The 3541-nt window shown below is 68.3% G+C and carries 4 protein-coding genes; 3 read left to right on the top strand and 1 reads right to left on the bottom strand.

Features of this window, described 5'->3' with window-relative positions:
- The coding region (locus tag MXD95_RS28450; RefSeq protein WP_285223552.1) for a phosphatase PAP2 family protein at nucleotides 1–1392 on the bottom strand (1392 nt) is incomplete at its 3' end.
- Between the two features lie 441 nt (nucleotides 1393–1833).
- Between MXD95_RS28450 and MXD95_RS07510 the strand changes: the two genes are divergently transcribed.
- The 3 genes from MXD95_RS07510 to MXD95_RS28445 all read left to right on the top strand — a co-directional run bounded on the left by MXD95_RS07510 (nucleotide 1834) and on the right by MXD95_RS28445 (nucleotide 3470).
- The gene (locus MXD95_RS07510; protein WP_250639813.1) at nucleotides 1834–2103 is read left to right on the top strand and encodes an NAD(P)-binding domain-containing protein; all 270 of its coding nucleotides are present in this window, start codon (nucleotides 1834–1836) and stop codon (nucleotides 2101–2103) included.
- A gap of 631 nt (nucleotides 2104–2734) precedes the next feature.
- On the top strand, nucleotides 2735–3178 hold the full coding sequence (locus tag MXD95_RS07505) for a PHP domain-containing protein (protein WP_250639812.1): 444 nt from the start codon (nucleotides 2735–2737) through the stop codon (nucleotides 3176–3178).
- A gap of 160 nt (nucleotides 3179–3338) precedes the next feature.
- Complete coding sequence (locus tag MXD95_RS28445; protein ID WP_285223551.1) at nucleotides 3339–3470, top strand: hypothetical protein; 132 nt, start codon at nucleotides 3339–3341, stop codon at nucleotides 3468–3470.
- Nucleotides 3471–3541: the final 71 nt, after the last annotated feature.

Raw genomic sequence — 3541 nt, 5'->3', positions numbered from 1 at the left:
CCCCCCCCCCCCCCCCCCCCCCCCCCCCCCCCCCCCCCCCCCCCCCCCCCCCCCCCCCCCCCCCCCCCCCCCCCGGCGCTGATCCGCGTCCAGGTAGGGCAGTCGGGTCTCCAGCAGCACCTCGGCGCCCTTCGGAACCGCCAGCGGCCGGTCGGGCCCGCCGCGCCGCAGCATGTAGGTGCGCAACGCGGAGATCGTCTTCCGGTTGGTCTCCCGGCTCGCGTATGGGTCGCTGCCCGGCATCGCGGCGTGCGCGAACGTGAACAGCGTGTCGGCCGTGGTCCCCGTGTGAGACTGGAAGTACTGCGCGGCCTGATCCCGGGCCGCGGCCTTCAGCGTGGCGTTCGCCGGGTCGTTCAGCGTCGCGGCGGCCAGCGCCGTCGCCAGGATGCGACCACCGATCACATCCACCGCCGAGTGCATCCCCGCGATGATCCGGGTGTCGCTGAGCTCGAACGCTCGCGTGACCAGCTCCTGAAATCGCTCGGGTACCGCGTACGCCAGGGCGAGAGCGGCCAGGTGGAAGGCATTGGTGTGCCCGCTCGGGAAGCCTCCGTCGTCGGCGGGGCTCAATGATCGCTGGCGCAGCAGCTGCGGGACGACGGTGACGTCCGAGCGGTAGATCGGGAAGCCCAGGCTGTCGAGAGTGTCGGTGTCCACGACCTGGCTGCGCTCGTTCATGCGCCAGGGACGCGGGTACTGATAGGCGGCCTTGCTGGGGTTGCCGGACGCGTACGGCCCCCGCACGGTGTTGACGAGTGTCACCACCTGGCCGAGCGCCGACTGGACCGCTCCCGCGCCGATCGCCGCGCCGGCCGGAGCACCCGGGGGAACGGCATCGTTGACGACCGCTGGTGGGACGCCCTCCGGCGCGCTGGTGATGCTCGTGACCGCGCGCGCGCCCTCCTTGTAGAGGTCGGCCAGCGGGCCGAGTCCCGCGATCACGGCGTAACTCTGATGCTGCCGGTCGTAGATGAAGGCGTCCCGCGCCTGCGCCGGAGTGCGCCCCCGGGTGACCCCGGCGGTGTATCGCATGTTGTCGCGCAGGACGTCGGCCTGGATCGGGATTCCCGTGTTCCAGGCGTCGCCGGTGTGCCACAGCTTGGCCATCCCGTCGAGGATGCGCACGGCGGCGTTGCCGGCGGGGGCCAGGATCGTGGTCGTGTTCGTCTGGTAGGAGTCAACGAATGCCGGGGCGCCGCTTGCGCCGGCCGTCCCGCTACCTGTCCCCGCCGCCGCCGTGGCCTCCGACGTGGCCTCCGCCGCGCCGGCGAGCCAGGTCGGCAGGGCCAGGAGCCCGACCGTGACACTGACGGAGCCGCGCAGGATGGTCCGACGGTCGATGGTGCGAGCGCTGTGTCCCGCGGGTTCCTCGCGCCTCTCCTCGTGCATGTTCCAACCCCACAAACCGGCTCGGACAGAGGACGCCCGTCCGGCTGCGGCACGTCCCACTCGTGATCCGCCAGTCTGCAATTGGTCCCGCACAGCCAATGAAACGGCAGCCATGGTACATATGAACAAAATTGGGCATACACCTCTAATTCGATCATGTGGCGGGTCGAGAAGCGCAAGAACGTGCTGGCCTGCGAATTCGTCGGGGAGGAGTCCGGACGCTCCGAATCCGCCTGCGAGCCGTGCTCCCGGAGCACCCGGGTACGCGTCCGACGGCGCCGGACGAGTCGCGCCGCTCAATCCGGCGGTGCCAGGGACACCCCAGGGGTGGCTGGTGGCCGGTCAGGAGGCCGGATCACCAGCCGTGGCCTTTACCTCACGGGCGAAGCTGGAACAGGTCATCGATCGGAACGGTCGCGGTTGGCGCGTGGCGGGGCGCCGGTGCCTCATCCGGAGCGTCGGCAGCGCGATGGCCGCATCGACGCCATCGAGGCCGGCCGGCCGGAGAGCCTCTGGGTCGCCGACCAGATCGGCGCGCCGGTGGTCAAGGTGTTCAACGGGATCTTCTGGAAGCACCTGCCGGAGCGCGGCCGGCCAAGCGGCGCCGAGGGTCGCATCGCCCTGCCGATCGCGGGTGCGGCCGGTCCCGGCAAGGACCTGGTGTTCCGGCTCGTAGACACCCTTGCTGATCAGATTCTTGTCGCCGTATAGCGCAAGGTAGAAAGGTAAATATTCACCTGGTTTAGTGATCTTGCTGTGGGTGGTGGTTCACGGGCATGGCTGTGGGCCGCGCCGGGCGGGGTGGTTGGGGGCGGTTGGGGGCGGCCGTCAGGTGGGGACGGCGGCGGCTGGTGGCATCCAGGGGGTGCCGTGGAACGCGAGGCGTAGGGCGTGCAGCGCCGGAGACGCCGTGTTTGCGGGCGGTGGACAGGTAGCTGGGGATCTGGAGGCGGCAGGCGGTCGTGGCCGTGGAGGTGAGCCGGCCGGAGATCTTCTGCTGGGTTTTGAACGGCCGTAGGTCGCGTTCGCTGGTCTGGGTTTTTGTTTGTTGGCGCTTTCATTATCCCAGCCAGGAGGTCATCTTTTTCACGACGACGCGTCAGCGCCGGCCGGATTGCTTGCCCGGCGGCCGATACCGGGTTTCGGCGGGTTCCGCGGCCGATGAGGAAGATATCGGATCCACGGTTTCGAATAGGTTGCCACTGTCGTTCCCGCGTAATGGTGGGGGTCTTCTACGTCACCGCATACGACGCGTGAGCCATCACGCCTGGCGGTTACTCAACGTAGTTGATCGTAGTCGAAGGCTACCTTCGCGCAGCCCTGCGGCCGTACCAGATCCCCGATGATTGATCTGCATGTGGAGTCGGTGCACTCTGGACCTCGGGGAGCGTTCCCCGCGGACCTGATGGCCCAGGCCGTGCGGGCCGGGGCCACGGTGGTCGGGTTGGCTGACCGCAACACGGTCGAGGGCGTCGATCTCGCCCGTACCGCGCTGCCCGCCGGGCTGACTCTGGTCGCGGCGGCGACGGTGCCCTGCGGGGTCGTCGTGCACGGGCAGGCCCGCACGATCGAACTCCGCGCCTATCTGATGAACCTCGGCGATCCGGTGCTGCTGGACCTGCTCGCCCGTGCCCGGCAGGCACGGGAGGCCTGCGCCCGCATGATGATCAATAGTGTGGGTGTCCGTCATTCTCAGCTCACCTGGGCGAGGATGATGACGCTGACCCGTGGAGGGAATCGAACCCCCAACCTTCTGATCCGTAGTAAGGTTTGGATCTTCCTCTGACGTCCGTGGACGTCTGCTCCGTCTGCTGGCCTGGTGCGTTTGGTCCACGAGCGTCCGTCGGTGTCCGGCCTTGTCCGCGGCCTTGGCTGTCAGCGGTCCCCGGCGATGTTGCCTGAGCGATTCAGCGGGCCGCGAGTATAGCGTTCGCTATACTCGTGTGGTGGAAGGGCAGCAGTGGGACGTCTATCTCGTCAACGAGGTCCGTGACTGGATCGACGGCTTGGACGCGGCCACGCATGCCCGGGTCGTGCAGGCGATAGATCTTCTCGCGGAGGCTGGTCCGGGTCTATGATGTGCCCTTTTAAATCCGGACAGTCTCTATTAGGTTGATCTACGCGGCGGGCTGCTTTTTCAGGTATTCGT

The sequence above is a fragment of the Frankia sp. AiPa1 genome (assembly GCF_023243075.1).
Lineage (GTDB): Bacteria > Actinomycetota > Actinomycetes > Frankiales > Frankiaceae > Frankia.
Note: the sequence above shows the minus strand (reverse complement) of the source record. Positions and strands in the feature narration are given on the sequence as shown.

What these genes read in the sequence shown, in the direction of transcription:
- MXD95_RS07505 (WP_250639812.1), top strand. Translation starts at nt 2,735, where the DNA reads ATGATTGATCTGCATGTGGAGTCGGTGCACTCTGGACCTCGGGGAGCG.